This window comes from Mesorhizobium sp. M3A.F.Ca.ET.080.04.2.1, assembly GCF_003952525.1.
Taxonomy (GTDB): domain Bacteria; phylum Pseudomonadota; class Alphaproteobacteria; order Rhizobiales; family Rhizobiaceae; genus Mesorhizobium.
In genome coordinates, this window is sequence record NZ_CP034451.1 from 5,219,632 (window position 1) to 5,245,494 (window position 25,863).

Consider the following 25,863-nt stretch of genomic DNA (forward strand, 5'->3'; position numbering starts at 1 on the left):
TGACGTGGGAGACGCCTCGGACCGACAATTCCATTGTCAGCGAGAGGGGTTCGCCATGAACTACTTAGCGTGGATTGCTGGAAGTATGGGTGCAGGACCGTTGCTGCGGCTCACAGGCATCTGCCTGTTCACACTGTTCTTCGCGGTAGCGCCACAGGCTCACTCGACGAACCGTCCTGCGGGCGGCTTGGCCGAAGTCGATCTGCAACTGATCCTTGCCGTGGACGTCTCGCCCTCGATGAGCCGAGTCGAGCAAAGGGTGCAGCGCGATGGCTACGTCGGTGCCCTCCGCCACGCGGACATCGCGAGGGCGATCAAGTCGGGAGAGCGAGGCAGAATCGCAGTGCTCTACCTGGAATGGGCAGGGCCAAGCCAGCAAACCGTCATTGTGCCGTGGACAATTGTCGAAAGCCGCCAGGACGCTCTCACTTTGGCAGACAGGCTCGCGGTTCTGTCGTTGACTGAAGGCCGCGGAACTTCGATCTCCGGCGCATTGTCGGCCGCGAAAGATCTGTTCGCGAAGAGTGGCTTGCGCAGCCCGCGCAGGGTTATCGACGTGTCCGGAGACGGACCCAACAATGCCGGAGCACTCGTTGACCCCATCCGGCAGGTCCTTCTCGCGGAAGGTGTGACCATCAACGGGCTCCCTATCGCACTGCCCCGGATTGGCGGGGCGGACGGGTTTGCAAGGTATGACCCTTCCAACCTGCAATCCTATTTCGAGCGCTGCGTCATCGGCGGACCAGACGCATTTTCAATCGGCGTCACCGAGGCCGCCATGTTCGCCACCGCAGTGCGTCGAAAGCTGGTGCGTGAAATCTCCATGAACATGGGCGAGGTGATCCATGCCAGCTACGCCGCGCGTTCAGACCGTACCGTTGATTGCAACATGATCGCTCAGTCGCCGGGCCGATGACGACAGGCGATGGGGTGGAACGGCGCGGAGGCTACATGCCCCAGCGCAGCGCCGCCGTGTGCACCGGGGCGTCCCACAGTGCCGTCATCTCCTCGTCAAGCATGGTCAGGGTGATCGAGCATCCGGCCATGTCGAGCGAGGTGACATAGGTGCCGACCAGCGAGCGGGTCACGGTGACGCCGGACTTCTCGAAGATTTTGCGGGCGCTGTTGTACATCAGGTAAAGCTCCATCGCCGGCGTGCCGCCGAAGCCGTTGACGAACAGCAGCGCCGGTCCTTTGGCGTGTTCTGCGAGATCGCCGACGATTGCGGCACAAACCTCCTCGGCAATCGCGTCAGCGCTTTTCAGCGCGTCGCGCCGCCGGCCGGGCTCGCCATGGATGCCGACGCCGAACTCCATCTCGCCGTCGCCGATCTCGAAGGTCGGCCTGCCCGCCGCCGGCACAGTGCAACTGGTCAGCGCCACCCCCATCGAGCGCGTCGCGGCGTTGACGCGATCGCCCAGCGCCTTGAGCTCGGGCAGGGCCATGCCTTGCTCGGCGGCGGCGCCGACGATCTTTTCCACCACCAGCGTGCCGGCCACGCCACGCCGTCCGGTCGTATAGGATGAGTTCTCGACCGCGACGTCGTCATTGGTCACCACCTGCAGCACGCCTTCCGACATTTCGGCCGCCATGTCGAAGTTCATCACGTCGCCTTCATAGTTCTTGACGATGAACAGGCAGCCGGCGCCGGTGTCGACGGCCTGTAGGGCTGCCAGCATCTGGTCCGGCGTCGGCGATGTGAACACCTGGCCGGGGCAGGCGGCGTCCAGCATGCCGTGGCCGACCAGCCCGCCATGCAGCGGCTCGTGCCCGGAGCCGCCGCCCGAGATCAGCGCCACCTTGCCTGGCTTGAGCGCTCTGCGGCGGACAAATTTGTGCCCCTCGCCGAGCGCGAGAATGTCGGCATGGGCGGCGACGAAGCCATCGAGGCTTTCGGTGAGCACCGTGTCCACCGAATTGAGAAATTTTTTCACGGCAGTCCTCCCAAGTAATTCCCCGCTCAGCCGCTGCCCTTGCTGGCGATGCTGGTGATCTTCTGGATGAACTCGTTGATCGCCCGATCCAGCGCGGCATTCTGCTTGTCGTCGCCGAAATCCGGCACGATGAGCGAGACGTGGCGTGTCTTGCGCGGACCGGAGGCTGCCGGCAGCTTGCCGGGATGGGCCTGATGATAGGCGGCCAGAAACTGGTCGCGCTCGGCCGGGCTGAAATGGCAGACGGAAAAGATGGAAGGCAAATGCTTTGACGGAATGGGGATCGAATAGGCAGGGCTCGAGATCTGGGTGACGAAGCTGCGATGTTTGCCGAGCGCATCGGCGAGGCGTTGGCGCATGCCTGACGGCCGCTGGTCGATGACCTGCGACAGGATCGTCTTATAGGCGCGGATCGCCTCTTCAGAGCCTGCTTCGGGTGTCTTGTCCATCTCTACCGTACCGCGCCTAGACCGGGACCTCAGCGATGGCCGCCTTGGCCATCGCAAGTTGCGCGGGCGCGACCGAAAGATCGCGCAGTCCGGCGTCGAGCAGCGCCGGAATGGCGGTCGGGTCGCCGCCCGCGTCGCCGCACAGACTGACGGGAATTGCTCTTGCTTGTCCGAAGGCTGCAACCGAAGCGATCAGCCGCAGCACCGCCGTGTGGCGGACCGAGTTGAGGTTTGCGACGGCGGCATTGTCGCGGGCCGCCGCCATGACATACTGCGTCAGGTCGTTCGAGCCGATCGAGAAAAAGGCGACGTCGGCGAAGGCCTCCGGCGCGATCGCCACCGACGGCACCTCCACCATGATGCCGAGCGGCGGCATCTTCTGCGCTATGCCGAGCGCGGACAGTTCTTGCTGCTCTTCGGCGAACAGCGCGGCAGCCCTCTCATATTCGTCAGCCGTGGCGATCATCGGAAACATGACCTTCAGATTGCCGTGCACGGCGGCGCGCAGCAATGCCCGGATTTGCACCCGGAAGATGTCGAGCCTTGCCAGCGACAGCCTGATCCCGCGCAGGCCGAGAAATGGATTGGCCTCCTCGATGGTGAAGCCGGGCACCGGCTTGTCGCCGCCGGCATCGATAGTGCGGATGGTGACCGGCTTGTTGCCCGCCCATTCCAGCACCTTGCGATAGGCATGATATTGCGTCTCCTCGTCCGGCAGCGTCTTGCCGAACAGGAACTCGGTCCGCATCAGGCCGACGCCATCGCAGGCCGCGATATCGATGCAGTCGACGTCGGAAGGATAGGCGATGTTGACCTGGACGCGCACGGGGGTGCCGGCTTTGGTCACCGCCGGTTGCGTCAGAAAGGTCCGAGCCGTGTCTTGACGGGCCGCGAAGGAGGAGGACGACCGCCGAAAGACTTCGATCTCCCCCGGCGAGGGCGAGAATACGACGCCGCCATGCTCGGCGTCCAGAAGCGCCAACCCCGTGGGCTTGTCCGCCGTAGCACCAAGCCCCACCACCATCGGCACGCCACGCGAGCGCGCCAGCATGGCGACGTGGCTGGCCGTGCTGCCGGCCTTGAGCGCAATGCCGCCGCCTTTGCTCCAATCGGTCTCGATGAAACGTGTCGGCGCGATGTCGACGCCATAGAGAATGGCGCCGGACGGCGCGGTCTTCTCACCGTCCTCGCTCAGTGCCCGCAGCACCTGATCGCGGATGTCCCGCAAATCGGCGGCGCGGGCGCGAAAATAGTCCTGCTCGGATGCTTCGTATCCGGCGATCTCGGCGTCAAGCGCTTGGTTCCAGGCGGCGTCGGCCAACTGTCCTGCACCGATCGATGCGAAGGCTGGATCACTGAGCGAATGGTCCTCGAGCATGGCGACGTGGAATTCAAGAATGCCGGCGGCGTCGCCATCGGCGGTTTCGAGCATCGCGGCAAGCTGGCTCACTGCCTTGGCGATGGCAGCCTCCAACGCGGCCTTCTCCTCGGCCGCGTTCGCCTTGCCTCGATAGGCCGCTGGCGGCCTGTCGAGATCGAATAGCAGTCCTTCGGCGTAGCCGGCCGAGGCAGGAATACCGTCAATCCGCATGGCTCGCGTTCCTAGAGCAATTCCAGGAAACGTGCATAGCGGTTTTCCGTCCGGAATTGCGCAAAAAACAGAGCTTGCAGCACTGTTGCACCGGGTAGCCCGTTTCAAGCGGAGCGGGCATGGTCCGCATCCTCGTCGAAGTCGCGCTGCACCAGAGCGACCAGCGCTTCGACCGCTTTGCCTGCGCCGTCGCCCCTGGCGCGGATGTGCAGCATCGTTCCCTTCGGCGCCTTGGCTGCCATCACCTTGACGATGCTCTTGGCGTCGAACCAGGGACCGTTCGCCGCCACCGCCACTTCCACCTCGGCCGCGAACGACTTGGCGAGCTTGGTGAACTTAACCGAAGGACGTGCGTGCAGGCCAACGGCATGGGTGATGAGAACGGTGGCTTCGGCAGATGCGGACATCGTCAGTTCCCGTTCATCACGACGGCGACAATTCATGCGCCGTCGCCACGACTTCCTTGAGCGAGGCGCCGCCGGAGGCTTCCGTCGCGGCCATCACCGCGCCCTCGACGATCGGAGCGTTGCAGACAACGATTTTGTGCGCGCGCGGTTCGCCGATCATCTCGACTGCCATCTCGCTGTTGGTTTCGGCGCCGCCAAGATCGACCAGGATCGCGACGCCCGCATCCGACCAGGCCTTGTCGATCGCGCTTATGATCGCCTCGACGCTGGTGCCAAGCCCGCCATGACCATTTCCGCCGCACCAGGCAAGCGGCACTTCGTCGCCCACCATCTGGCGCACCATGTCGGCCGTGCCTTCGGCGACCAGCGGCGAATGCGATACGATGACGATGCCGACATTGCTCATCAAGAACCCTCGATCACTTCAGCGACTGCCCGCACCAGCAGCGCGGTCGAGCGCGCTCCGGCGTCCATATGCCCGATCGAGCGCTCTCCCAGGAAGGAAGCCCGCCCGCGCAGGGCCTTCATCGGCACGGTGGCGTTCGCCGCCTGGTCGGCGGCGTCGGCGATTTCCGTAGCCGTCTTGCCCTGCGCCAGCGCCTCATACACCGGTTGCAGCACATCGAGCATGGTTTTTTGTCCAGGCTGCGATTTGCCGCGCGCCGCGACTGCCTCGATCGCCTTGTTCAGTCCGGCGCTCAGCGCGGCGCGGTCGGGGGCGGCGGGCAGTTCCTTGCCGAGCGTCATGAACAGCGTGCCGAACAGCGGGCCGGAGGCGCCGCCCACCGTCATGACCAGCTTGGTGCCGATTGCTTTCAGCGCGTCGGGCAGGGGCTTGGCAGCCAATGCGTCCGCTTCGGCGCGCACCGCCTCGAAGCCGCGCTTCATGTTCAGCCCATGATCGCCGTCGCCGATCGCCTGGTCGAGCGCGGTCAATTCATCGGCATGCGCCGTGATGGTATTCGCCGCCGACGCGATCAATCTGGAGAAATCGGATGCGGCCATACCGGCTGTGCTCCTGGTTGCCCTTCTTGCGCGCTATGGGACGATTCCCGGAGAGGCAATTGGAACATAGCTATCCGCCTTAGGCCGTCGCGTGCAACTCCGCCAGGGCGGCGAAGACCTCGGCAACGGCGAAAGCGCCAGGGTCGACTACGCCATCGAGATGACCGCCAATATAGGCGGACCGGCCGGCTTTCGCTCTGTGCATCGCGGCGGTGGCCTCGGCTCCTCGCCGCGCTTGCTTTGCGGCCTCTTCCAAGCTGCCGGCGTCGAGCGCCTTCAGGGCAGGCTCCAGGGCGTCGATCATCGTGCGGTCGCCGACCCTGGCTCCGCCATAGAAAGACATCCGGCCGAGGCCGGCCAGCAACGCCTTGGGCAGAGTCGCGCCAAAACCCAGAGTCTGTGCGGCAGCGGTGAAAAAGATCGACAGCAGCACGCCGCTGGACCCGCCCATTGCCGAACTCAGAGTGTCGCCAACAGCAGCAAGAGTGGAGGCGCGATCGGCAAGCGGCAGCGTCGGGAGACGGCCAAGCACGCTGCGCGCGCCGGCCGCGACCGTTGACCCGGTGTCGCCGTCGCCGGTTCTGGCATCCAGTCCGTTCAACCTATCTTCCAACGAGGTCAACCGCTCGCAGATCACGGCTATGATCCGCTCGGCGCGTGCGTCGCGGCTGGCTGTCGGCGCGACGCCCGGGTCGGAAGTTTCGGCCAACGGCACGATGGTTGCCGGACCAACGGGTCTTGCCGGCAGCCAGGCATGCGGGCCGACCGGCGCAAGCAGCGCTGCCTCGCGAGCCGCATCCAGCCTGATCAGCGACAGGGAGAAGCCGTTCATGTTGAGCGCTGTCATCAGATGCCCGGGCCCGATCGTCAAGGTCACTGCCTGTGCCAGCGGCGAGGTCAGCACCGCATTGGCGATCAGCGACATTTCGAGCGGCGGCACCGATCCGAGATTGTTGATCAGCAAGGCATAACGGCTTGCAGTGTCGACTCGCGCGGCGAGACGCTCGGCCATGATGGCGACCAGCTTGCCGGCGCTCTGCAGCGCGATGCGTTCGACGCCCGGCTCACCATGGATGCCGAGGCCAAGCTCGCCGTCCTCGGCACCGAAGCGGTCTTCGTGGGCCTGACCGGGGATCGAGCAGGAGGAAAGCGAGATGCCGAGCGAAACGATGTCCTTTGCGGCCGCGCGCGCCGCAGCCGCCACCGACGCCAGATCATGGCCGGTTTCGGCAAGATGCCCGGCGATCTTATGCACGAACAGCGTGCCGGCGACACCGCGCGGTTGCGCGATGTCGGGCAGTGCGATGTCGTCGGCGACGATCACCATTTCGACGGAGAAACCCTCGACGCGCGCCTTCTCGGCGGCGAGACCGAAATTGAGGCGGTCGCCAGTGTAGTTCTTCACGATCAGCAGACACCCTGCCGCGCCGGTCGTCGCCCGGATCGCCTGCAGCACCGCCTCGACGCTGGGCGAAGCGAAGATCTCGCCCGAGACCGCGGCGGTCAGCATGCCGGCGCCGACAAAGCCCGCATGCGAGGGCTCGTGCCCGGCACCGCCGCCCGAAACGACGCTGACCTTCGTCTTGTCCCAGTCGGGGCGGAGCACGACCTTGACCTCCGGATATCCGTCGAGCCGCGCCAGAGTGCCCGAGCCTGCGGTGGCGAGAAAGCCGTCGAGCGCTTCGGTTACGATCGAGTCCTTGCGGTTGAAAAAGTGCTTCATGGATTTCGTCCAGTCCGTATCTGCGGTCGTCAATCGGTGTGCGGGATGGGAGTGCGGATCGGCTACATCAGTCTTTGCCCGTCAGACCCGAAATAAAGCGGCGAGCGATAGCGGATCGTCACCCTGTCACCCTTTGCCAGCGGCGTGTCGGGATCGGTGAGCGTCACCAGTTTCTTTGCTCCGATCATCACATGCAGATGGTTCTGATCGCCGAGATGCTCGATCCAGTCGACGATGCCGTCAGCATGGCCGTTCGCTGCCTTCTCGATCGACAGATGCTCGGTGCGGGCGCCCACCGTCGTTGTTCCGGAGGGCGCGCCGCCGTCCGGAAGCAGCCCGGCCGGCAACAGGTTGATCGCAGGCTGACCGAGGCGGGCCGCGACGTGAAGATTTGCCGGTTCAGAATAGATCGCTCGCGGCGTGCCGATCTGCACCAGAACGCCGTCGGAGAGGATGCCGATGCGGTCGGCCATGGTCATCGCCTCGATCTGGTCGTGCGTGACATAGAGCATGGTGGCGCCGAGCTCGGACTGGATGCGCTTCAGCTCGAGCCTGAGGTCAGCGCGCAGCTTGGCGTCCAGCGACGACAGCGGCTCGTCCATCAGGTAGATAGCAGGCTTGCGCACCAGCGCACGGCCGATGGCGACGCGCTGCATTTCGCCGCCGGACAGTTTTGTCGAGCGATTTTCGAGCTTGTGGTCGATGCGCACCAGCCGCGCGACTTCCTGGACGCGGCGACGGATCGCTTCCTCAGGGAAGCGCCGCGCCGGCGAGCGCAGCGGGAAGGCGAGGTTGTCGTACACCGACAGATGCGGGTAAAGCGAATATTGCTGGAAGACGAAAGCCGTGTCCCGCTCGGCCGGCGACAGCGCGGTCGCATCGCGACCGCCGATGCGGATCGCGCCGCTGTCCGGCCTGTCCAGCCCGGCGACCAGCCGCAACGTCGTCGTCTTGCCGGCGCCCGTGGGGCCGAGCAGCACCACGAACTCGCCGTCCTTGATCTGCAGATCGAGGTCGCGGATGGCGACAGTGTCACCGAAACTCTTGGTCACACCCTGCATATGGACGTCAGCCATGGCGTGCCTCCGCTGTCTTGTCATGTATGGCGGTCTTCACCGCGCGGCCGGAGCCTTTGTCGAACAGCGACAATCGTGCGCTGCTCAGCGCCAGCCCGACCGGTGAGCCAGGGCTTAGCCGGATTTCGGCCGGCACCCGCGCCTTGATAATGCCCTCCGCGGTCTCCACCGCGACGATCTGCGTGGTGCCGAGATACTCGGTGCCGTAGATCGCGCCGCGCAGCTTCGAAGCATCGTCGAACCGGATGTGCTCGGGACGGACCCCGAGCGCCATGTCGGTAGGTGCTACGTCTTCGCGCACCTCCGGTACCGCCACCTTGGCGCCCTGGACGACGATTTCCTTCGCGCCCTTGGCGAGCCCGCCGCCGAAGCCCAAGAAATTCATCGGCGGCGAGCCTATGAACTCGGCGACGAACATGGTCGCCGGACGATCGTAAATTTCGCGCGGCGTGCCGAATTGCTCGATGACGCCGTGGTTCATCACGGCGATCTTGTCGGCCATCGACATCGCTTCCATCTGGTCATGCGTGACATAGACCGTGGTGGCGCGGATGCGGGTGTGCAACTCGCGCAGCTCGTGCACCATCAGATCCCGGAACTCGGTGTCCAAGGTGCCGAGCGGCTCGTCCATCAGGAAGCATTTTGGACGCCGCACGATGGCGCGGCCGAGCGCCACGCGCTGGCGATCGCCGCCGGCAAGGCCGGAAACCGACTTGTCGAGCAGATGATCGATGCGCAGCAGCTTCGCCGTTTCCTCCACCCGCCGACGAATCTCTGCCGAGGCGATGCCTTGCGCCAGCAGGGGGAAGCCGACGTTCTTGCGCACGTTCATATGCGGATAGAGCGCGAAGAGCTGGAACACGAAGGCGATGTCGCGCTCGCGGGCGCGGCGCATGGTGACGTCCTCGCCGCCGAGCAGGATCTTGCCGCCGGTCGGCAGTTCGAGGCCGGCGATCATTCGAAGCGTCGTCGTCTTGCCGCAGCCCGAAGGCCCGAGCATGACGAAGAACTCGCCGTCCTCGACGACGAAGTTGGAATCCTGCACGGCGACAAAGGCGCCGAAGGCTTTCCTCAGGTTTTGAACACGGATCTCGGCCATGACTATTCCGGGAACTTCGAGACAACGATGAACATCACGGTGCCGGTGAGCATGGTGATGAAGGAGTAGCTGTAAAGCGACAGCGCGAAGGGCTGGAACAGCATCAGGAAACCGATGGCGATCAGCGCCGTGGCGATGTTTTCCATCAGGCCGCGCCTTGCCCAGACGGGCCAGCGCGATTTGCGTTTTACAGGCTGGATCGTGCTCATTTGCGCACCGCTCCGAAGGTGATGCCGCGCAAGAGCTGCTTGCGGAGCAGGATGGTGAAGACGAGGATCGGCACCAGGAAGATCGTCGTGCCGGCGGCCACGGCCGGCCAGTCCTGGCCGCCTTCGCCGATGATGGTCGGGATGAAGGGCGGCGCGGTTTGCGCCGTGCCGGAAGTCAGCAGCGCCGCGAACGCATATTCGTTCCAAGCAAAGATCAGGCAGAAGATGGCGGTTGCGGCAATGCCGGTCGTCGCCTGCGGCAGAACGGTGCGCCAGAAGGCCTGGAGCCGCGTGTAGCCGTCGATCATCGCCGCCTCCTCGTACTCGCGCGGTATCTCGTCGATGAAACCCTTGAGCAGCCAGACCGCGAGCGAGACGTTGACGGCGGTGTAGAGCAGGATCATGCCGAGCGCGGTGTCGGAGAGGCCGATCTCGCGGTACATCAGATAGATGGGAATGGCGACCGCGATCGGCGGCATGAAGCGGGTCGACAGGATGAAGAATAAAAGGTCGTCGGCGAGCGGGACCTTGAAACGCGAGAAACCATAGGCAGACAGCGTGCCGAGGAACACCGCGCAGAAGGTCGAGCCGAAGGCGATGATCAGCGAGTTGACGAAGCGCGGCAGGAAGTTGGAAGGGCCGGCGATCACCATGTTGCGCTTGCGCACCGTCTCGTCGCAGAGCCCCGTCGCCGGTCCGAGCGAGTTGATGTATTCCGGCGTCTGCCTGGTGCGGGTGGTGAACAGGTTGCAGTAGCCTTCGACGCTCGGCTGGAAGACGACCTTCGGCGGGTAGGCGATCGAATCCGGCGGCGTCTTGAAGCTGGTGGCGAAGATCCACAGCAGCGGCACGATCGAGATCAGCGCATAGGCGACGACGAGCGCGCCAGAGATTCGCTTTGCGTTCGACGACGGCGCGACGACGGAATGGGCAGTGGTCAGACTCATCTCTGCTTCACCTTGTTGAGCGCCTTGACGTAGATGTTGGCGAGACCGAACACCGCGACGAACAGGATGATGGCGAAGGCCGAGGAATAGCCGGTGCGCCAGCTCTCGAAGGCCTGCCGTTTCAGCGTGATCGAGGCGACCTCGGTGGTCGAGCCGGGGCCGCCGCCGGTCAACAGGTTGACCATGTCGAACATCTTGAAGTTCTCGATGCCGCGGAACAGCACCGCCAGCATGATGAAGGGCAGCGCCATCGGCAGCGTGATCGACCAGAACTGGCGCCAGTTGGAGGCGCGGTCGACCTCTGCCGCCTCGTAGATGTATTCGGGGATCGAGCGCAGGCCGGCCAGGCAGATCAGCATCACGTAGGGCGTCCACATCCAGGTGTCGACGATGACGATCGCCCAGGGCGCCAACTCGACGTTGGAGAGCATCTGCACATTCGTCGGCGCGATGCCGGTGAAGAACGACACCACATAAGCGAAGAGTCCGATCTGCGGCTCGTAGAGGAAGCGCCAGAAATTGCCGACCACTGCCGGCGACAGCATCATCGGCACCAGGATGATCGTCGTCCAGAAGGCGTGACCGCGGAACTTGCGGTCGATGAGCCAGGCCAGCGTGAAGCCGATCACCGTCTGCAAGAGGATGGTCCAGAAGACGAAGTGCGCCGTCGTCTGCATGGCGATCCAGATGTCCTGGTCGCCGAGGATGCGCCGGTAGTTGGCGAGTCCCAGATTCTTCACCACCTCACCGGGGCGATTGGCGCGGTAGTTGGTGAAGGACAGATAGATCGCCCAGAACAGCGGAAAGATGTTGATGGCGAGCAGCAGCAGGATCGTCGGCGAGATGAACAGCCAGGCGAGTCCCTTGTCGCTGATGCCACGGACCTTGCGGGCCAGCGGTTCCGGTGTCGACCGGGCAACGCTGTCCGCAGTCCGATTGAGCATGGTGAGTCCTGCTTCGGTCACGGGTCGGTCTCGATGATGGAATTTGTCTGAACTCGTCCCGTGCCAGGGCGGCACGGGACGCTGCGGTCTGGCTCGGGAGGAGCCTTACATCTTGCCCCGACTACATCTTGCCGTCGTCCTGGAAAACCTGCGTCCAGTCCTTGACCAGTCCGTCGAGCGCGTCCTTGGCTGAGCCCTGGCCGGCGACGACATAGTCATGGAAGCGCTTCTGCGAGGCCTGCAGCAATGGCGCGTAGCTGGGTTCGGCCCAGAAGTCCTTCACGACCGCCATCGAGTCGAGAAAGGCCTGTGCATAGGGCTGGCTGGACGGAAACTTCGTGTCCTTGACGACGGCGTTCAGGCAAGAATAGCCGCCGAGCGACCACCATTTCGCCTGCACATCCTTGTTGGCGAACCACTTGATGTATTTCAGCGCCGCTTCCTGCTTGTCGGAGTAGGAGACCACCGAAATGCCCTGGCCGCCGAGCTGGGCGAACTGGTCGCCGTCAGGACCCTTCGGGTTGACGAAGTAGCCGATCTTGTCGCCGCCGACATTCTCGTCCTTCTGCAGGCCGGGCCAGGTGAATGCGAAGTTCATGTGCATCGCAACCTGTCCGGATTTGAAGGCATCGACGCCTTCGCCCATATAGCTGTTGGAGGCGCCGGGCGGCGTGCAGCAGTCATAGAGAGCCTTGTAGAATTCCAGCCCCTTCACCGATTTCTCGGAGTTGACGAAGCCTTCCATCTCGTAGGCCTTCTTCGGATTCTCGTACTGGAAGCCATAGCTGTAGAGCACGTCCATGGCACCCATGGTGATGCCTTCCGAGCCGCGCTCGGTGTAGATCGACGCGCCATAGACGGTCTTGCCGTCGATCTGCCGCTTCTGGAAGAACTCGGCGATCTGCTTCAACTGGTCGAAGGTGGTCGGCGGCGCGAGGTCCCAACCGTATTTTTCCTTGAATTCCTTCTGCAACTCGGGCCGTGAGAACCAATCCTTGCGATAGGTCCAGCCGACGACGTCGCCCATGGCCGGCAGCGCCCAGTAGTTCGGCGTGTTCTTCGGCCATTCGGAATAGCCGACGACCGTCGCCGGCACGAAGTCGTCCATGCTGATCTTCTCCTTGTCGAAGAATTCGTTCAGCTTGACGTAATGGCCGTTCTCTGCGGCGCCGCCGATCCATTGGCTGTCGCCGATGATGAGGTCGCAGAGCTTGCCGTGTGAGTTCAGCTCGTTGAGGAAACGGTCGGCATAGTTCGTCCACGGGACGAACTCGAATTTCATGCCGATGCCGGTTTCCTTTGTGAAGTCCTTGGACAGTTCCACAAGGGCGTTGGCGGGGTCCCAGGCGGCCCAGCACAGTGTGAGATCCTCCGCATGCGCGGCGCTCGAGACGGCTGTCGACGCAGTAACGGCCGAGGCCAGTCCCAACGCCAGTTTCAATGTCGATTTCATGCCTTACCTCCCATTTGCGAAACGCGTCCGGATGACGGTCTCAAAAAGCCCCTCGACCCTCGCTCCTCCGAGGGCCTGACGTGGCGTGCGGTGCCTCGCCGATGTTTAGTGATTTGTTTAGTAATGGCACTTTCACTAAACAACGCAAGCAAATTCGTTGCTGCACTGCAGCATTGCAAGATCGGTGTTTGAAATCGTTGAGAAATGGCTGCCTAGCGATCCGGCAGCCGCGGAACCATGTCCGGTTCGTGGCGATCGAAGCCGGTGGGATCGCTCCCCCCGGGCAGCAAGCGGGGGTTATTCAATGGAGTAATGAGGCCGCCCTGACAATGAAATTGGACGGGCTTAGCCGTTTCGAGAACGGTGACGCGCCAGGAACGCAGACGGAGATTCGAAAATGGTCGCCCCACGGAAAACACTTGATCGTTTGTTCACGGACTCCGAAGGCTTCGCCCATCCTGCCGGCGGCGATGCCGTCAATCCTACCCGTCGCGGTTTCTTGGCGGTTGGCTGTCTGTGCCTGGCCTGCAGCTTTGCCGGGCCCGTGTTCGCGGATGCGCCCATGGCGAAAAGCCGGGCGCCGAAGTTTTACCGCCTGATGGTCGGCGACTTCGAGGTGACGGCGCTGTCCGATGGCACCAATATGCTGCCCGCGACGAAGTTGCTGCAGGGCGACCCGGCAAGGATCGAAGACGCTTTGAAGCGCGACTATCTCGGCGATGTCGTCGAGACCTCGCACAATTCCTTCCTTGTGAACACCGGAGCCAAGCTGGTCCTGATCGACGCCGGCGCGGGGTCGCTGCTGGGGCCGACCACAGGTCAGCTGTTGAGCAATCTGCGTGCATCGGGGTATCGCCCGGAGCAGGTAGACGAGCTCTACCTCACGCATCTGCATACGGATCACGTCGGTGGTCTTATGGCCGGCGGCGATAGAGTGTTTCCCAATGCAATCGTGCGCGCCGACAAGCGAGACACCGACTACTGGCTTAGCGAGGCCAATATGCGCGCTGCTCCGGCTGAGGCGAAGCGGTTCTTTGAAGCCGCGGCCGCATCGATCACGCCTTACATGCGAGCCGGCAAGCTCGCCGTCTTCGAAGGCGACACCGACCTCGTCCCCGGCGTACGCGCGCAAGCGGCCTACGGGCACACGCCGGGGCACACCATGTACGTGGTCGAGAGCAAGGGCGAGAAGGTTGTGCTATGGGGCGACGTCGTGCATGTCGCCGCAGTGCAGTTCAAAGATCCTTCCGTAACCATCGGCTATGATGGGAACGCTTCGGAGGCGGCCAACGTGCACAGGCTGGCATTCGCCGATGCGGCAAAGAACGGCTATATTGTGGGTGGCGCGCACATATCGTTTCCCGGATTGGGCCGCGTGCGCCGCGACGCCGAGAATGTCTACACCTATGTGCCCTTGAGCCATGACTAGGCGTTTGCGCAAGTAAGCCGTTCCGCTTCGCAAGGCACACTATGCCAAGCCGGCGGAAGCTGCGTCTCCACTCGGCTGCTCATCCAAAGGTGATCCGCACACGTCTGCCACCAGTGCCCGAAACCATTGGTGGGCGGGATTGGTATGCAGTCGTTCGTGCCAGATCAGCTTGTAGAGCAGTTTCTCCGTCTCGAACGGCAGGTCGCACACGACGAGCCCACTTTCACCTGCGATGGTGCGCCATGGTCCCAAGTAGAAGCCAAGCGGCACGCATGTGAGAAGGTCGCTGCCAGAGACAATTCTCAGCGCGTCGGCAAAGTGATTGACCACGACGGCGATCGTCCGCGTCCGCCCGGTCAGGCTGAGCCAGCCATCCACCAACCCCAGTCCCAGACCGGATGGGGTCACCAAGACATGCGACGCGGCGGTGAACTGGTCCAGGGTCAGGCCTTGGGCCAGTTCGTGCCCGCTGCGCATGACGCAGACATAGCGGTCGGTCCGCAGACTTTGCACGTGCACTTCCCGCGGCAGCGAGGCAAACATGCCGACCGCACAGTCGAGCGTGCCGCGATCGATTGCGTCCAGCGAGGCCTCATGGGTATGGACGGCAAAAGAGACGCGGGCGCGTGGGGATGCAGCCTCTAACTTCAGCGCGATCGCGCTGACCGCTTCCATCGCAAGGCTGTCGGTAATCGCGATCCGGAAACTGGTCGAGCCCGATGCGGGATCAAAGTCGTCAGGTGCGAAGGAGGCGCGGATGGCCGTCAGCGAGCGGTGAAGTTCGGGCCACATCGCGAGCATGCGTGAAGTGGGTTCGACCCCGGTCGCCGTCTTGAGAAAGAGCTGGTCTTTCGTCAGCTTGCGAGCGCGCCGCAAGGCGTTGCTGACCGCGGGCTGACTCATCGCCAGGCTGGAGGCCGCGCGCGTCACATTTCGTTCCAGCATGATGGCTTCGAGGACTGCGATCAGGTTCAGATCGAGGCGCACGTTATTCACCTGGGAAATGATGCTCGTGTCTGAATCTAAATTGGACGCACTGAACCGGGCAGGCAATCCTGTTTCGAACGAGCAGCCGAACACATGCGAGTGAATACGCGCATCTCGCAGCCGGTGGTAAAAGCTCCGTACAAAAACAGAGGATACGCCATGAATGATCCCGCCTACGCGGACGTGCTGCCGAAGCTCACCGGCAAGATCAGTCCTGAGCGCATCCGACTGATGCGAGCGCCGCGGCCGCCCAAAGAGTTGATCGACGGCTTCCAGCGGATCGGCGACGCCACGAGCGTTATTTCCGATATTATGGATGAGCTGGGCATCACTGGCGCCATCAGCGCATCAATTCTGAAGCCGACCTTGCCTTCGACGTCCATCGTCGGTCCGGCGCTAACGGTGCGCAACATCCTGCAGCGCGAGCATGTCTACGAGACGGCGAGAAATCAGGTCAATCGAATGGCGGAATTCGAGGCTCACAACCTGGCGCTGCCGGGCGACGTGATCGTCATAGACGGCGTCGCCGGCATTTCGAACATGGGCGGAATTTCGGCCCAGACGGGAAGCAGGCAAGGGGAAGCTGGAGCAATCGTCTCTGGAGGAATCCGCGACCTCGGGCATTCGCGGCGTGTCGGATATCCGATTTGGGCCACCGAGATCACGCCTGTCACCGGCAAATGGCGGATCGAGACCGTGGAGATCAATGGCGACGTCGAGATAGCCGGCATAAGGGTGAGCCCGGGCGACATCGTGGTCGCCGATGAAACCGGCGTCTGCTTCATCCCGATCGCCCGAGCCGCCGAGGTTCTCGCGAAAGCTTTGAAAAAGTCGGCGTTCGAAGAGGCGAAGTGCGAGGCGATCGATGCCGGCGTCGCAGTAGCGGACCTGCCCAGCAATGCGTAGCGCGGCAAAACTTTCATCGCGAAAACTGCGCGTCGCCATCATCAACGATTACCAGGACGTGGTCCGCACACTGGATTGCTTCGCCAAGCTGGAGGGCCATGAGATCAGCATCTGGACCGATATCGTCGATGACGCCGAGGTATTGGCCCGTCGGCTTTACGATGCCGATGTGCTGGTGCTGATGCGCGAGCGGACCCGGGTCGATGAAGTCCTGCTCAGTCGTCTGCCCAACCTGAAGCTCATCAGCCAGAACGGCCACATTCCCCACATCGATCTGGAGGCCTGCGACAGACATGGCGTCATCGTTTCGTCCGCCGTCACATCGCGTCCGTCCTATTCCACGGTTGAGCTGACCTGGGGATTGATCATTGCAGCGATGCGCAACATCCCATTCGAGTCCGCGGCACTGCGCCAAGGCCATTGGCAGACGACCATCGGGTTGGGCCTGAGGGGCCGTGTTCTCGGCATCTACGGTTTCGGCCGATTGGGCGCGATGGTCGCTCAGATCGGCAAGGCCTTCGGCATGGAGGTGCTGGTTTGGGGCCGCCAAGGCTCGCTAGCTCGCGCGCAGTCCGAGGGCTTTGAGACCGCTTCGGACAGGGAGGCGCTGTTCAGGCTGTCGGACGTTCTCAGTTTGCATCTGCGGCTGAATGCCGAGACCGCCGGTGTGATCGGACCTGATGATCTGGCCCTGATGAAGCCGACCGCCTTGCTGGTCAACACCAGCCGCGCCGAATTGATTCAGCCGGGAGCGCTGGTGACGGCGCTAAAGAGTGGCCGCCCCGGAAAGGCTGCCATCGACGTATTCGAATGCGAGCCTCTCACAGATGCGAACGATGCCCTGCTCGGGCTTCCCAACGCGCTGTGCACACCGCATCTCGGCTATGTTGAACGGGACAACTACGAGTTCGCTTACGGCAACGCGTTCGACCAGATCATCGCATTCACCAAGGGCAGCCCGATCAACGTCCATAGCGCCCATGGCCCTAAGACAGGATCACTGACATGAACCTCGAACTCGACGACAAGGTCGTCCTGATAACTGGCGGCAGCAAGGGAATAGGGCTGGCTTGCGCGCGGGCTTTCGCGAGAGAAGGTGCCCGCGTGGTGATCGTATCGCGCAGCCAGCAGAACCTGGACGCCGCAAAGGCAAAGCTCGCCGCCGATGGCCTGCCGGCTGCGAGCTTCGCCGCCGACCTCTCGGACGGACTTTCCGCAAAGCAAATGGTCGCCATGGTCGAGGAACGGGTGGGTCCGATTGCATCATTGGTCAATTCGGCCGGAGGCGCCAGGAGAGTTCCTCCGGACGAGTTGACGCCGGACAAATGGCGCATTGCGATGGATGCCAAATTCTTCACCTACATGAACGTGATGGACTATGTCCTGCCGCTGATGGTCAAAAGGCGCGCCGGCACAATCGTCAACATCGTCGGCACGGGCGGCAAAATCGCCTCGCCCATGCATCTGCCGGGCGGAGCCGCCAACGCGGCGCTGATGCTCGCTTCCGCGGGGCTTGCGGCTGCATGGGGACCCGCGGGCGTGAGGGTCAACGTGCTCAATCCCGCCGCCACCATGACCGAACGTCTGCAATTGTCGCTCGAGGTGGAATCCAAGATGACCGGCAAGACGCCGGAAGAGCTGCTGCGGCTGAACGAGCAGCGGATCCCGCTGCGGCGCTACGCCAGGCCCGAGGAAGTGGCCGACGCCGTGCTTTTTCTCGCCAGCGCAAGGTCCTCATACGTGACGGGCGCTTCGCTGACCATGGACGGAGGTCTCACACCATTGGTCGTTTAGCAGGCTGCCGCGACGACACTACGGGAGGAAGAAATGTTCACTTGGTACAAGCAGTTGACGAACCGCGAGCGGGACACCTTCTGGGGCTGCTTCGCCGGCTGGGCAGTCGATGCGATGGATGCACAGCTCTTCAGCTTCGCGCTGCCGGTTCTCATTGCGGCCTGGGGAATGTCGACGGCACAGGCGGGCTATCTGGCGACGGCAACGCTGCTTTCCGCGGCGATCGGAGGATGGGCCTGCGGGTACCTGGCTGACCGCTTTGGCCGGGCCCGCATCATGCAGGTCACGATCCTGTGGTTCTGCAGTTTCACCTTCCTCGCCGGTTTTGCGCAGGATTTTCAGCAGCTGATGTTCCTGCGTATCATGCAAGGGCTGGGCTTCGGCGGCGAGTGGGCCGCCGGCGCGGTTCTCATGGGCGAGATCATCCGCGCCGAGCATCGCGGCAAGGCCGTCGGCACCGTCCAGAGCGGATTCGGCGTCGGATGGAGCGCGGCCGCTATACTGGCAGGATTGGTCCTGGCGTATTTGCCCCAGGACTATGGCTGGCGTGTTCTGTTGATGATCGGCGTCCTTCCTGGCCTTCTCGTTCTCTACCTGCGCCGCAAGATCGAGGAGCCGGAGATCTTCATCAAAACGCGCGAGTCCGTCGAGAAAGCCGGAAATCGTCCGGGATTGGGCGCGATCTTCCAGCCGGAAACACTGCCGATAACGGTGCTGTCGTCGCTGCTTGCATTCGGGGTGATTGGTGTTGGTGGTGCGATCGTCAACTGGCTGCCGACCTTCATGAAGACGGTGCGGGAGCTGTCGCCTGGCGCTTCGGGATATTACGTTTTCGTGGTGACGGGCGGCTCGTTCTTCGGATTTCTGGCGAGCGCATATCTGGCCGATCGCCTGGGCCGGCGGCGGACGTTCCAGCTGTTTCTGTTGTGCTCGTGGTCAATCACCATCGCCTACATGTTCCTGCCCCTCTCGGGCTGGCCGCTGATTGTCCTGGGCGCGCCGTTCGGCTTTTTCACGATCGGAAACTATGCGGCGCTAGGACCATTCTTCACCGAGCTTTTCCCTTCCGCCATTCGCGCAAGCGGCCAGAGCTTCGCCTATAATTTCGGCAAAGCGGCCGGCGCGGCGGCTGTATCGGCGATCGGGATATTGGCGCAGCATATCAGCCTGGCAGAGGCCATCGGCCTGGTTGCGCTGCTGGGCTACAGCATTGCGTTTGCTGCGACGCTCATGCTGCCAGAGACGCGCGGAATTCAACTGACGTCCGGCTATGAGCCTTCCACGTCACGTCCCGACATTGGGGCCACTTCGCGGCTGGGTCAGGACGCGGCCCTGCGCGCGAGACGGTAGCCCGCCCGAGTGCGCCCCAGGCCCTCTTCACGTTGCACGGCACCGCCGGTCGCCGACCATTTCCTGGAAATAAGTCCGCAAGGGATCAGCAGACGCGATGCGCAAAAGCATTTCGGTGGAAGGATTGAACCACAGACATCCAATCCCCAATGCCTGCCGGATCGGCAGCATGGTCTTTTCGGGAGCAATTCACGCTGCCAGCCCGACGACGCGCGCGGTGCCGGATGAGCTAGCGGGTCAAGCAGCCAATGTGTTCGCCAATATGCGGGCCATCATCGAAGCCGCAGGCGGCAGCGTGGAGGACATCATCAAGGTGGATGTCTATCTCCGCGACAGCACCGACAGAACTGCCGTGAATGAGGAATGGCTGCGGATGTTCCCCGATCCGGACTCGCGGCCGGCTCGCCATGTTCGACCGCTAACGGCAGACGGCCCGTCACTCGTTCAATGCGAGTTCGTTGCGGTTGTCTCTTGATTTCGGCGCAAGGTACTCGCGCCAGATTTCTTGCCGCCGGGCGGGACCTCACGCCCATCGCCGTCTTTTGGCCGCGTCGACGTTAAACCGGATTCCTCAGCAAGGCGACCGCGGCGCCGAGAGTCGCCGGCGTGCAGCTCAGGATCGTTCTGCTGGTTCGGGCAATGGATTGCTGGCCTGTTTCACGAAACAAACCGGGCAGGCTGGAAGGTGGCGAGCATTGGATGAGGTTCGCCGGTCAGGATCTCCTGGCCGAGCAGTTCTCCCACGATAAGGCCGAGTGTCGCCCCGCTGTGGCTGAACGCGACATGGTAGCCTGGGATAGAGTCCAACTGGCCGAGCACAGGCTCGCCGTCTGCAGGGATGGGTTTCGGTCCGACCCCATACCCATCGAGTCCGAGTTCAGGATTGCCTTCAAGGACGTGGCTGGCCGCATGCAACAGGCCTTTCACCGTCTCTTCCCGGACGCCGTAGGTCCCATCCGGGTTGATTTCGACCTCCTCTTCCGACCATGCCGAGTCCAGCACCAGGGCGCCGTCGAGGGTGGGTCGAACGGCGACGCGGGGTGTGTTCAAGACCGCCTTCAGAGGTGAGTTGAGGGGTTTGGTCCTCACCAGCAGCGAGATCGGCGTTGCGTCCGGGATCCGGACGCCGGACTCGGCGACAAGGGCCGGCACCGCGGCGCCCGTCGCGACCAGAACCGAGTCCGCTTCGATGGGGTCGCCGAGCGCACTTCTTACGCCGCGCGCGCGACCGTTGGCGACGTTCACCGATGCCTGGCCGGCGTTCTCCAGGAGCGTTCCTCCACGGGCCTTGAACTCACCGAGCAGCAGCCCGATGAGCGAGGGGAGATCCACCCATCCTTCTGCTGGATTGAAAATCGCTCCCTGCGGTGTAACGGCCGATGTGTCGATGCCCGGCGTCACAGCCGCGATCTCCTCCGGGCGCAGCAATCTCGCATCGTAGCCGATCGCCTTCTCGTGCTTGAAGACGGCTGCGATTTCGTTGCGTTCGTCGTCTGCATCCCACGTCAGTCCGCCATCGAACCGCAGCCAGTTGGCATCAGGCTGCTGCTGAGCCAGCGTGCGGTACCGGTCCAACCCGGCCATGCGCAGGGCATGGTACGCGGCCGAGCGTATGCGGGCCGAGTTCAGCCACGACAGGGAGCGTCCGGAAGCACCGCTGGCGACGGTACTTTCGGTGATGAGTGTGACCTGCGCACCAGCGCGCGCAAGATGCAGCGCGGTTGACACCCCGAAGATGCCGGCGCCCACCACGGCGACACGGTGCGATTGGACTGATGAGTTCATGGCTCTCTCTTTGTTTTGCGAGGCGTTAGACCGGCCAAGAAGGCTAGAGTGCAACGGACGTCAGGCGGTTCGAGGAGGGGACCTCCGATTGCTTGGCAATCTTCAATAGTTGACGAGCTTCTTCATGTAGCGGCGCCCCTCCAGCATTGGGTGCCGGCGCAGGTCGGCCAGCCTGTAGGCGAAGCGCCACAACGCGTCGAACAGCACCAGCGGCACCAGGTAAGGCTTGAAGCGCGCGTCCATGCCGGACAAATCGAGCTCGGCCGCGTCCATCAGCAGGATCCTGTCGGGATTGCCGTATTTCAGCAGGAAGTCGCGCGCGCGCTCGGCAAGCGGGCGCGTCTCGTCGAGGCCGAGCATGACGACGAAATTGGCGTCCCTGTCGACCACCTCGAATGGTCCGTGGAAGAACTCGTTGGCATGGATCGCCTGAGAGTCGTACCACTGCATCTCCATCAGCACGCAGATCGAAAAGGAATAGGCTGCGCCGTAGGCCGCGCCGCTCGCCACGGTATATATCGCCTGCTGATCGGCAAACCGCGGGGCGAAATCCTCGAAAAGTCCGGCGTAGCGGCGGTGCGCACGTTCAATTGCCGGCTGGAGTTGTGCCAGGCTGTCAAGCAGCGGCGGCAACAGGGCCGATCCGTCGGTCTGGTCGAGCAAGCCGGCGAGCAGCATGTAGAGCACGCCGTAGTTGCTGCAGGCGGAATCGATCGGCGCTCCCGTTGTGTAGGACGCCTGGTAGCCGACGACGTGGTCGACCGCTTCCGCCAATGGCGACTTCGGATCGAGCGTCATGCCGATGGTGACGGCGCCGCGCGCGCTGGCGTGTCGAGCCGCGCGTACGGTTTCCTTCGTGGTGCCGGTCTGCGAACACAAGATGACGACAGCGGCAGGTCCGAGCCTTCGCGGGTCGCGGCCGATGAACTCCTCGGCATTGTAGGCGTCCGAAGCCAGCGAAGCCGCATGCCTGTCCAGGAAATATTTGCCGGCCATCATGACTGAGAGCGATCCGCCACAGCCGACCAGAAAGACATGCGAGACGCGCCTGGCGTGCAGCGATGCCAGGGCCTGACCGACGTCCGGGTTGAGTCTCACTTCCGCTTGCTCCTCGTATGGCTTATCGATCGCACCCCATTTGACATCGCGTCGAGCAGTGTGCGAACGTTCTCACAAATCCAATAGTCCGAAAGTGACAAGATGGTCAAGATCGCCGCCATGGGCGACAATGTGGTCGACTGCTATGTCTCGCGCTCGCAGATGTATCCGGGCGGCAACTGCCTCAATGTGGCCGTCCATGTCCGCCGCTTCGGCGGACACTCGGCCTATATCGGCGCCATCGGCAAGGATCCGGCCGGCGATCTCATCCACGCGGCGTTGAGTGCGGAACAGGTCGACATCAGCCATTTGCGGCGGCTCGACGGACCGACCGCCTATTGCCTGATCGGCCATCGCGGGAACGACCGGGTGTTTCTCAGCTTCGATCTCGGCGTCTCCATGTTTGCGCCTTCATCAGGGGACCAGATGTTCCTTCGCGACTTTTCGGCCGTCCATGTCGGTCAGTCGAGCGGGCTCGATGCCTATGTCCAGAAGGCCGCTGCAATGACGCGCCTTTCCTATGACTTCTCGACCCGCAGAGATCACGAACACTTTGGAAAGATTGGGCCGCACTGTTTCCTCGCCTCGGTCTCCGCGGGTGATCTTTCGCAAGCTCAGGCCGCCGCCATCACAACGGATCTGCTCGCGGTTGGGGCGAAATGGGTGCTCCTCACGCGCGGCACGCAGGGGGCCACGCTGGCCGGCAGCGAAGGCCGATTCTCGGTGCCGGCAATGCCAACCGATGCAGTCGACACACTCGGTGCCGGCGACACCTTCATTGCGCGCACGCTGTTTGGCCTGTTGAAAGAGGAGCATCCGCAGGATGTCCTCGCCCAGGCGGCGATCGCAGCCGCCGCCACCTGCGGCCACTATGGCGCATTCGGCTATGCCGCAAAGCTCAACATCGGCTGCAGAGATGTCGGTGCTCACTCGGGGCCGGAGTCGACCAAGCGGTGAGCCGCGATATTGCAATGTCCAGTGACGTGTTGACGAAGCCACGCTTCGCTGATATCAAAATGAGAACGTTCTCATATCGATGGGGCTGATGGAGCGCCTTTTCGATCGGATGTGCGTTGGTTTGGCCGGGAGAATCCACGTTTGAGGGACGAGGGATCGCGGCGTCAAATCTCATGTGTGACCATTTTCCGCGGAGGAGTTGAATGCAGAAAATCTTGAACAGACGTGCGGTGGCGGGCTGCGGCCTTGCGCTGGCAGTCGCGGCGCTTACGGCGTTCGGGGCTGTGACCGGTTCGCCGCAGGCCCAGGCGGCCGACAATCCCTACAACCTCATCGATCCGAACGTCATCAGCGTCGGCACCATGGGCGACGCCAAGCCTTACGTCTTCACCGAGGCCGACGGGACTTTCAGCGGCTTCGACGCGGAACTTTTCCGCGACGTCGCGCACCGTCTCGGCTTCAAGGAGGACCAGGTCGTCTTCACCGGCATGGATTTCGCAGCCCTACTGCCTTCGGTAGCCAACGGCCGTTTCGATGTCGGCGTCGCCGCGATCGGAACCACGGACGAGCGCAAGAAGACGGTGGATTTCAGCGACGGCTATCTGGCCGGCTACCTCTCCATCATCTCCGCCGACCCCGCCCTCAGCAGCAACGAGAGCACCGCCGGAAAGCGCATCGGCGTCATCCAGGGGACGTTGCAGGAGATCTATGCGGAGAAGAATCTGAAGGGTGACATCGTCAAGTTTCCCGACAACAACTCCGCGGTCGCCGCGCTCAACAACGGCACGATCGATGGTCACTTCACCGATTATGAATCGGCAAAGCAGTATGTCGAGCGCTACCCCAGCCTGAAGATCACCATGAACGTGCCTTCTTTCGATGCGCCGGCCGGATTCGTCGTGAAGAAGGGCAACGATGCCTTCCGCGAAGCGTTGAACAAGGCGCTTCATGAAGCCATGCAGGACGGCACCTGGAAGCGGCTGCACGAGAAGTGGTTCCCGGGCACACCGATGCCGGATGAGTACCTTCCGAAGTCCTGAGGTTCTGGCCTGTTACGAGCCACACCGGCGCAAAGGATTGACACCGGGCCGGGCCTGCCACAGCGGCCCGGCTCTTTCCGCATATGGAGTTTGAATGGGCTGGTTCGAGCATTTTAGCCGCAGCTTCCTTGACTGGGAGGCGATGGCCGCCGTCCTGCCGACGATGGTCGCAGTCGGCCTCAAGAACACGCTCATCCTTGCCGCGGCCTCGACGCTGCTCGGCATCGTGATCGGCATCGTCCTGGCCGTGATGGGAATTTCCGACAACCGGGCCCTCAAGCTCGTCGCCCGCATCTACACCGATATATTCCGCGGCCTGCCGGCGATCGTCACCATCCTCATCATCGGCCAGGGCTTCGCGCGAATGGGCCGTGATCTCTTCGGGCCTTCGCCCTATCCCCTCGGCATTCTGGCGCTCAGCTTGATCGCCGGCGCCTATATCGGCGAGATTTTCCGCGCCGGGATCCAGAGCGTGGAGCGCGGCCAGCTCGATGCCACGCGCACGCTCGGGATGACCTATGGCCAGGGCATGCGGCTGGTGGTGATTCCGCAGGGCATCCGGCGCGTCCTGCCGGCGCTGGTCAACCAGTTCATCGGCAATGTGAAGGATTCGAGCCTTGTCTACTTCCTCGGCCTGCTGGCGTCGGAGCGCGAGCTGTTCCGGGTCGGCCAGGACCAGGCGGTGGTCACCGGCAATCTCTCGCCGCTGCTGCTTGCCGGCATCTTCTATCTCGTCATCACCGTGCCGCTCACGCACCTCGTCAACTACATCGATGCAAGGATGCGGACAGGGCGGCGCCTCACCGAGGTGCACAGCGGCCTTAAGGAGGTCGCGGAGCTCGCGGATGCCGAGGTCTCGGGCGAGGCTGGCGCGCCGGCCGGACCGGGCAGCGAGAAAGCCGCGAGTTTTAGGGGAGGGGGCATCGATGTGAGAAACATCGACATGGCATATGGCGCCGTCCAGGTGCTGCACGATGTCAGCCTGACCGTGCAGCCGGGCACGGTGACCTGCCTGATCGGGCCGTCCGGGTCGGGCAAGTCGACCTTGTTGCGCTGCCTGAACCGGCTGGTGGAATGCCGGTCCGGCGACATCCTGCTCGATGGCGAAAGCATCTACCGTCAGACGCCCGACCAGCTCAGGCGCCGCGTCGGCATGGTCTTCCAGCAATTCAACCTGTTTCCGGATCGGACTGCGCTCGCCAACGTGACGCTCGCCCTGCGCAAAGTGAAAGGACTGGCCAAGGACAAGGCGGAGCGCATCGCAGAGATGCGGCTGCGCGATGTGGGCCTGCTGGAGCGCAAGCACCATCGGCCGGCGAATCTCTCCGGAGGCCAGCAGCAGCGTGTCGCCATCGCCAGGGCCCTGGCGCTCGATCCCGAGGTGATGCTCTTCGACGAAGTCACCAGCGCGCTCGACCCCGAGCTCGTCAAGGGCGTGCTCAACCTGATGGCCGATCTCGGGCGGCGCGGCATGACGATGGTGGTCGTCACGCACGAGATGAACTTCGCCCGCAAGGTCGCGGACCAGGTCGTGTTCATGGATGAAGGACGCATCGTGGAAGCCGGGCGCCCCTCGGATCTGTTCGACAACCCGCAAAGCCCGCGGCTGCGCCGGTTCCTTTCCGAGGTGCTCTGAGCGTCCGGCGGGCAGGCCCGGCCCGGCCGTCTGAGCCGCTTGCC

26 protein-coding genes are annotated in these 25,863 nt (G+C 63.3%); 10 read left to right on the forward strand and 16 right to left on the reverse strand.

All coding sequences use genetic code 11. From position 1 onward, the window contains the following. Positions 1 to 55: 55 nt before the first annotated feature. Complete coding sequence (locus EJ074_RS24920; RefSeq protein WP_129553848.1) at positions 56 to 916, forward strand: DUF1194 domain-containing protein; 861 nt, start codon at positions 56 to 58, stop codon at positions 914 to 916. 31 nt (positions 917 to 947) lie between these two features. Here EJ074_RS24920 and dhaK read toward each other — a convergent pair whose 3' ends face one another. The 13 genes from dhaK to EJ074_RS24985 form a co-directional block, all read right to left on the reverse strand. Continuing rightward, positions 948 to 1,934: a dihydroxyacetone kinase subunit DhaK gene (gene dhaK / locus EJ074_RS24925; protein ID WP_095806831.1), complete on the reverse strand. Its 987-nt coding sequence runs from the start codon at positions 1,932 to 1,934 to the stop codon at positions 948 to 950. Between the two features lie 26 nt (positions 1,935 to 1,960). Beyond that, positions 1,961 to 2,383 carry a hypothetical protein gene (locus tag EJ074_RS24930; RefSeq protein WP_095806830.1) on the reverse strand — a complete coding sequence of 141 codons (423 nt, stop codon included), beginning with the start codon at positions 2,381 to 2,383 and terminating at the stop codon, positions 1,961 to 1,963. Positions 2,384 to 2,399: 16 nt separating this feature from the next. Then, the gene (gene ptsP, locus EJ074_RS24935) at positions 2,400 to 3,974 is read right to left on the reverse strand and encodes a phosphoenolpyruvate--protein phosphotransferase (RefSeq protein WP_095806829.1); all 1,575 of its coding nucleotides are present in this window, start codon (positions 3,972 to 3,974) and stop codon (positions 2,400 to 2,402) included. A 104-nt stretch (positions 3,975 to 4,078) separates the two neighbouring features. Continuing rightward, positions 4,079 to 4,381 carry an HPr family phosphocarrier protein gene (locus EJ074_RS24940; RefSeq protein ID WP_095806828.1) on the reverse strand — a complete coding sequence of 101 codons (303 nt, stop codon included), beginning with the start codon at positions 4,379 to 4,381 and terminating at the stop codon, positions 4,079 to 4,081. Between the two features lie 16 nt (positions 4,382 to 4,397). Continuing rightward, positions 4,398 to 4,787: a dihydroxyacetone kinase phosphoryl donor subunit DhaM gene (gene dhaM, locus EJ074_RS24945; RefSeq protein WP_095806827.1), complete on the reverse strand. Its 390-nt coding sequence runs from the start codon at positions 4,785 to 4,787 to the stop codon at positions 4,398 to 4,400. Further along, entirely contained in the window at positions 4,787 to 5,386 is a 600-nt protein-coding gene (gene dhaL / locus EJ074_RS24950) for a dihydroxyacetone kinase subunit DhaL (RefSeq protein WP_095806826.1), read from the reverse strand. Before dhaL ends, dhaM begins: the two co-directional genes overlap by 1 nt. Before the next feature lie 79 nt (positions 5,387 to 5,465). Continuing rightward, positions 5,466 to 7,109: a dihydroxyacetone kinase subunit DhaK gene (locus EJ074_RS24955; protein ID WP_095806825.1), complete on the reverse strand. Its 1,644-nt coding sequence runs from the start codon at positions 7,107 to 7,109 to the stop codon at positions 5,466 to 5,468. A 62-nt stretch (positions 7,110 to 7,171) separates the two neighbouring features. Next, complete coding sequence (locus EJ074_RS24960; protein WP_095806824.1) at positions 7,172 to 8,185, reverse strand: ABC transporter ATP-binding protein; 1,014 nt, start codon at positions 8,183 to 8,185, stop codon at positions 7,172 to 7,174. Further along, the gene (locus EJ074_RS24965; protein ID WP_095806823.1) at positions 8,178 to 9,284 is read right to left on the reverse strand and encodes an ABC transporter ATP-binding protein; all 1,107 of its coding nucleotides are present in this window, start codon (positions 9,282 to 9,284) and stop codon (positions 8,178 to 8,180) included. Before EJ074_RS24965 ends, EJ074_RS24960 begins: the two co-directional genes overlap by 8 nt. A gap of 2 nt (positions 9,285 to 9,286) precedes the next feature. After that, positions 9,287 to 9,493 carry a hypothetical protein gene (locus EJ074_RS24970; protein ID WP_095806822.1) on the reverse strand — a complete coding sequence of 69 codons (207 nt, stop codon included), beginning with the start codon at positions 9,491 to 9,493 and terminating at the stop codon, positions 9,287 to 9,289. Then, positions 9,490 to 10,440 (reverse strand): carbohydrate ABC transporter permease, encoded by a 951-nt coding sequence (locus EJ074_RS24975; RefSeq protein WP_095806821.1) that lies wholly within the window; start codon positions 10,438 to 10,440, stop codon positions 9,490 to 9,492. The genes EJ074_RS24970 and EJ074_RS24975 overlap by 4 nt, the downstream gene beginning before the upstream one ends. Next, a complete protein-coding gene (locus EJ074_RS24980; protein WP_245420383.1) occupies positions 10,437 to 11,405 on the reverse strand; it encodes a sugar ABC transporter permease in 969 nt (322 codons plus the stop codon). Before EJ074_RS24980 ends, EJ074_RS24975 begins: the two co-directional genes overlap by 4 nt. A gap of 100 nt (positions 11,406 to 11,505) precedes the next feature. Next, positions 11,506 to 12,837: an ABC transporter substrate-binding protein gene (locus EJ074_RS24985; protein ID WP_095806820.1), complete on the reverse strand. Its 1,332-nt coding sequence runs from the start codon at positions 12,835 to 12,837 to the stop codon at positions 11,506 to 11,508. Between the two features lie 562 nt (positions 12,838 to 13,399). Between EJ074_RS24985 and EJ074_RS24990 the strand changes: the two genes are divergently transcribed. Continuing rightward, positions 13,400 to 14,266: an MBL fold metallo-hydrolase gene (locus EJ074_RS24990; RefSeq protein WP_245420382.1), complete on the forward strand. Its 867-nt coding sequence runs from the start codon at positions 13,400 to 13,402 to the stop codon at positions 14,264 to 14,266. A gap of 39 nt (positions 14,267 to 14,305) precedes the next feature. On the opposite strand, the gene EJ074_RS24995 is transcribed toward EJ074_RS24990, so the two are convergent. After that, the gene (locus tag EJ074_RS24995; protein WP_245420381.1) at positions 14,306 to 15,253 is read right to left on the reverse strand and encodes a LysR family transcriptional regulator; all 948 of its coding nucleotides are present in this window, start codon (positions 15,251 to 15,253) and stop codon (positions 14,306 to 14,308) included. Between the two features lie 159 nt (positions 15,254 to 15,412). On the opposite strand from EJ074_RS24995, the gene EJ074_RS25000 reads away from it, so the two are divergent. The 5 genes from EJ074_RS25000 (at position 15,413) to EJ074_RS25020 (ending at position 19,778) form a co-directional block, all read left to right on the forward strand. After that, positions 15,413 to 16,159: an RraA family protein gene (locus EJ074_RS25000; protein WP_095806818.1), complete on the forward strand. Its 747-nt coding sequence runs from the start codon at positions 15,413 to 15,415 to the stop codon at positions 16,157 to 16,159. Continuing rightward, positions 16,152 to 17,168: a D-2-hydroxyacid dehydrogenase family protein gene (locus EJ074_RS25005; RefSeq protein WP_207210055.1), complete on the forward strand. Its 1,017-nt coding sequence runs from the start codon at positions 16,152 to 16,154 to the stop codon at positions 17,166 to 17,168. The genes EJ074_RS25000 and EJ074_RS25005 overlap by 8 nt, the downstream gene beginning before the upstream one ends. Continuing rightward, a complete protein-coding gene (locus tag EJ074_RS25010) occupies positions 17,165 to 17,953 on the forward strand; it encodes an SDR family oxidoreductase (RefSeq protein WP_095806817.1) in 789 nt (262 codons plus the stop codon). The genes EJ074_RS25005 and EJ074_RS25010 overlap by 4 nt, the downstream gene beginning before the upstream one ends. Positions 17,954 to 17,986: 33 nt before the next feature. Continuing rightward, complete coding sequence (locus EJ074_RS25015) at positions 17,987 to 19,303, forward strand: MFS transporter (protein WP_095806816.1); 1,317 nt, start codon at positions 17,987 to 17,989, stop codon at positions 19,301 to 19,303. A gap of 97 nt (positions 19,304 to 19,400) precedes the next feature. Beyond that, entirely contained in the window at positions 19,401 to 19,778 is a 378-nt protein-coding gene (locus EJ074_RS25020; RefSeq protein WP_095806815.1) for a RidA family protein, read from the forward strand. Positions 19,779 to 19,960: 182 nt separating this feature from the next. Here EJ074_RS25020 and EJ074_RS25025 read toward each other — a convergent pair whose 3' ends face one another. After that, positions 19,961 to 21,088, reverse strand: coding sequence for an FAD-binding oxidoreductase (locus tag EJ074_RS25025; protein WP_095806814.1), 1,128 nt, complete (start codon positions 21,086 to 21,088; stop codon positions 19,961 to 19,963). Between the two features lie 102 nt (positions 21,089 to 21,190). Further along, positions 21,191 to 22,186, reverse strand: coding sequence for an SIS domain-containing protein (locus tag EJ074_RS25030; protein WP_095806813.1), 996 nt, complete (start codon positions 22,184 to 22,186; stop codon positions 21,191 to 21,193). Positions 22,187 to 22,288: 102 nt separating this feature from the next. Between EJ074_RS25030 and EJ074_RS25035 the strand changes: the two genes are divergently transcribed. The 3 genes from EJ074_RS25035 to EJ074_RS30685 all read left to right on the forward strand — a co-directional run bounded on the left by EJ074_RS25035 (position 22,289) and on the right by EJ074_RS30685 (position 25,819). Then, the gene (locus tag EJ074_RS25035) at positions 22,289 to 23,143 is read left to right on the forward strand and encodes a PfkB family carbohydrate kinase (protein ID WP_095806812.1); all 855 of its coding nucleotides are present in this window, start codon (positions 22,289 to 22,291) and stop codon (positions 23,141 to 23,143) included. Between the two features lie 203 nt (positions 23,144 to 23,346). Then, positions 23,347 to 24,183, forward strand: a complete 837-nt coding sequence (locus tag EJ074_RS25040; protein WP_095806811.1) for an ABC transporter substrate-binding protein — start codon at positions 23,347 to 23,349, stop codon at positions 24,181 to 24,183. Positions 24,184 to 24,277: 94 nt separating this feature from the next. Continuing rightward, positions 24,278 to 25,819, forward strand: coding sequence for an amino acid ABC transporter permease/ATP-binding protein (locus EJ074_RS30685; protein ID WP_095806810.1), 1,542 nt, complete (start codon positions 24,278 to 24,280; stop codon positions 25,817 to 25,819). The last annotated feature ends 44 nt before the right edge of the window (positions 25,820 to 25,863 follow it).

Excerpts from the sequence above, each read along its gene's own strand:
- EJ074_RS24920 (WP_129553848.1), top strand. The coding sequence starts at position 56 with ATGAACTACTTAGCGTGGATTGCTGGAAGTATGGGTGCAGGACCGTTG.
- EJ074_RS24930 (WP_095806830.1), bottom strand. The coding sequence starts at position 2,383 with ATGGACAAGACACCCGAAGCAGGCTCTGAAGAGGCGATCCGCGCCTAT.
- ptsP (WP_095806829.1), bottom strand. The coding sequence starts at position 3,974 with ATGCGGATTGACGGTATTCCTGCCTCGGCCGGCTACGCCGAAGGACTG.
- EJ074_RS24940 (WP_095806828.1), bottom strand. The coding sequence starts at position 4,381 with ATGTCCGCATCTGCCGAAGCCACCGTTCTCATCACCCATGCCGTTGGC.
- dhaM (WP_095806827.1), bottom strand. The coding sequence starts at position 4,787 with ATGAGCAATGTCGGCATCGTCATCGTATCGCATTCGCCGCTGGTCGCC.
- dhaL (WP_095806826.1), bottom strand. The coding sequence starts at position 5,386 with ATGGCCGCATCCGATTTCTCCAGATTGATCGCGTCGGCGGCGAATACC.
- EJ074_RS24955 (WP_095806825.1), bottom strand. The coding sequence starts at position 7,109 with ATGAAGCACTTTTTCAACCGCAAGGACTCGATCGTAACCGAAGCGCTC.
- EJ074_RS24960 (WP_095806824.1), bottom strand. The coding sequence starts at position 8,185 with ATGGCTGACGTCCATATGCAGGGTGTGACCAAGAGTTTCGGTGACACT.
- EJ074_RS24965 (WP_095806823.1), bottom strand. The coding sequence starts at position 9,284 with ATGGCCGAGATCCGTGTTCAAAACCTGAGGAAAGCCTTCGGCGCCTTT.
- EJ074_RS24970 (WP_095806822.1), bottom strand. The coding sequence starts at position 9,493 with ATGAGCACGATCCAGCCTGTAAAACGCAAATCGCGCTGGCCCGTCTGG.
- EJ074_RS24975 (WP_095806821.1), bottom strand. The coding sequence starts at position 10,440 with ATGAGTCTGACCACTGCCCATTCCGTCGTCGCGCCGTCGTCGAACGCA.
- EJ074_RS24985 (WP_095806820.1), bottom strand. The coding sequence starts at position 12,837 with ATGAAATCGACATTGAAACTGGCGTTGGGACTGGCCTCGGCCGTTACT.
- EJ074_RS24990 (WP_245420382.1), top strand. The coding sequence starts at position 13,400 with ATGGCGAAAAGCCGGGCGCCGAAGTTTTACCGCCTGATGGTCGGCGAC.
- EJ074_RS25000 (WP_095806818.1), top strand. The coding sequence starts at position 15,413 with ATGAATGATCCCGCCTACGCGGACGTGCTGCCGAAGCTCACCGGCAAG.
- EJ074_RS25005 (WP_207210055.1), top strand. The coding sequence starts at position 16,152 with ATGCGTAGCGCGGCAAAACTTTCATCGCGAAAACTGCGCGTCGCCATC.
- EJ074_RS25010 (WP_095806817.1), top strand. The coding sequence starts at position 17,165 with ATGAACCTCGAACTCGACGACAAGGTCGTCCTGATAACTGGCGGCAGC.
- EJ074_RS25015 (WP_095806816.1), top strand. The coding sequence starts at position 17,987 with ATGTTCACTTGGTACAAGCAGTTGACGAACCGCGAGCGGGACACCTTC.
- EJ074_RS25020 (WP_095806815.1), top strand. The coding sequence starts at position 19,401 with ATGCGCAAAAGCATTTCGGTGGAAGGATTGAACCACAGACATCCAATC.
- EJ074_RS25025 (WP_095806814.1), bottom strand. The coding sequence starts at position 21,088 with ATGAACTCATCAGTCCAATCGCACCGTGTCGCCGTGGTGGGCGCCGGC.
- EJ074_RS25035 (WP_095806812.1), top strand. The coding sequence starts at position 22,289 with ATGGTCAAGATCGCCGCCATGGGCGACAATGTGGTCGACTGCTATGTC.
- EJ074_RS25040 (WP_095806811.1), top strand. The coding sequence starts at position 23,347 with ATGCAGAAAATCTTGAACAGACGTGCGGTGGCGGGCTGCGGCCTTGCG.
- EJ074_RS30685 (WP_095806810.1), top strand. The coding sequence starts at position 24,278 with ATGGGCTGGTTCGAGCATTTTAGCCGCAGCTTCCTTGACTGGGAGGCG.